Origin of the sequence: Dactylosporangium sucinum (genome assembly GCF_014647515.1) — a bacterium.
GTDB lineage: Bacteria > Actinomycetota > Actinomycetes > Mycobacteriales > Micromonosporaceae > Dactylosporangium > Dactylosporangium sucinum.
On the sequence record NZ_BMPI01000002.1, the window covers coordinates 334,744 to 336,397 of the forward strand.

Here is a 1,654-nt window from a genome sequence, read left to right on the forward strand (position 1 = left end):
ACGCCGGAAGCCACCCTCACGATCACCCCGGTGCCCGGTCGGCCGCTCACCCCGCGGCGCACCGTCGCGGTCGCCGCGGAACCCGGTCGGCCGGTCCCCACGCGGTCGACCGTCCCGGTCACCCCGGAAGCCACCCGTCCGCTCACCCCGTGGCCCGCCGTCGCGGTCGCCGCGGAACCCGGTCGGCCGGTCCCCGCGCGGCCCGCCGCCGTCACGGAAGCCACCGGACCGCTCGCCGTCGCGGAACCCGCGCGGGCGGTCACCCTCTCCGCGGTCGCGGAAGCCGGGCCGGCGGTCGCCGCCGTGCGAGTCCCGGTCCCGGTACCCACCCGACCGCTCACCACCGCGGAAGCCGCGGTCGCCGCCGCGGTCGTCACGCCGGAAGCCGCCGGAGGGACGGTCGCCGCGGTCGTCACGCCGGAAGCCGCCCGAGGGACGGTCGCCGCCGTCACGGTCCCGGAACCCGCCGGACGGCCGGTCGCCGCGCGGCCCGCCGTCCCGGTCACCCCGGTACCCGCCGGACGGACGGTCCCCACGGTCGTCGCGCCGGAACGGCCGGTCGCCGCGCGGCCCGCCGTCCCGGTCACCCCGGTACCCGCCGGACGGACGGTCCCCACGGTCGTCGCGCCGGAACGGCCGGTCGCCACGATCGCCGCGGTCGTCGCGCCGGAACGGCCGGTCGCCACGATCGCCGCGGTCGTCGCGCCGGAACGGCCGGTCGCCGCCGTCGCGGAAGCCGCCCGAGGGACGGTCCCCGCGGTCGTCACGACGGAACGGCCGGTCGCCGCCCTCACGGTCGCCCCGGGGCCGGTCGCCGCGGTCGTCACGCCGGAACCCACCCGTGGGACGGTCGCCACGATCGTCACGACGGAACCCACCCGTGGGACGGTCACCGCGGTCGTCACGACGGAACCCGCCAGTGGGACGGTCACCCCGGAAACCCCCCGAGGGCCGATCCCCGCGATCGTCACGACGGAACCCGCCGGACGGACGGTCACCGCGGTCACCGCGGTCGTCACGCCGGAAGCCACCGGATGGCCGGTCACCGCGGTCGCCACGGTCGTCGCGGCGGAAACCACCCGTGGGACGGTCGCCACGGTCGTCACGGCGGAACCCGCCGGACGGACGGTCGCCACGGTCGCCACGGTCGTCGCGGCGGAAGCCGCCGGACGGACGGTCGCCGCGGTCACCGCGGTCGTCACGCCGGAACCCGCCGGATGGCCGGTCACCGCGGTCGTCGCGGCGGAAGCCGCCCGAGGACCGCTCACCCCGGAAACCACCCGAGGACCGGTCGCCCCGGTCATCACGGCGGAAGCCACCGCGGTCGCCGCCCGAACGGTCCCCGCCGGAGCGGCCGCCGCCGGCGTAGCGGTCCGACGGCCGGTCACCCCGCCCGTAGCGGTCCCCACCGGAGCGATCCCCGCGGGCACCACCGTCACGATCCCTGCGCGGGCGGTTGTCGTTGCCGTCGTCTGGCGTCGCGTTCACGACTTCATCCTTCCCGAACGGGGTGCGCCGCATGCGCGCGACCCCGCAGAAACGAATCGAGGGCCGCCCAACGGGGGCGACCCTCGATCGAAAGTTTGTCCGGCGGCGTCCTACTCTCCCACACTCTCTCGGGTGCAGTACCATCGGCGCTGGAGGGCTTAGCTTC

1 protein-coding gene is annotated in these 1,654 nt (G+C 77.4%); it reads left to right on the forward strand.

Features of this window, described 5'->3' with window-relative positions; genetic code table 11:
- The coding region (locus IEZ31_RS02580) for a hypothetical protein (protein ID WP_229834005.1) at nucleotides 1-1,650 on the forward strand (1,650 nt) is incomplete at its 5' end.
- Nucleotides 1,651-1,654 lie beyond the last annotated feature (4 nt).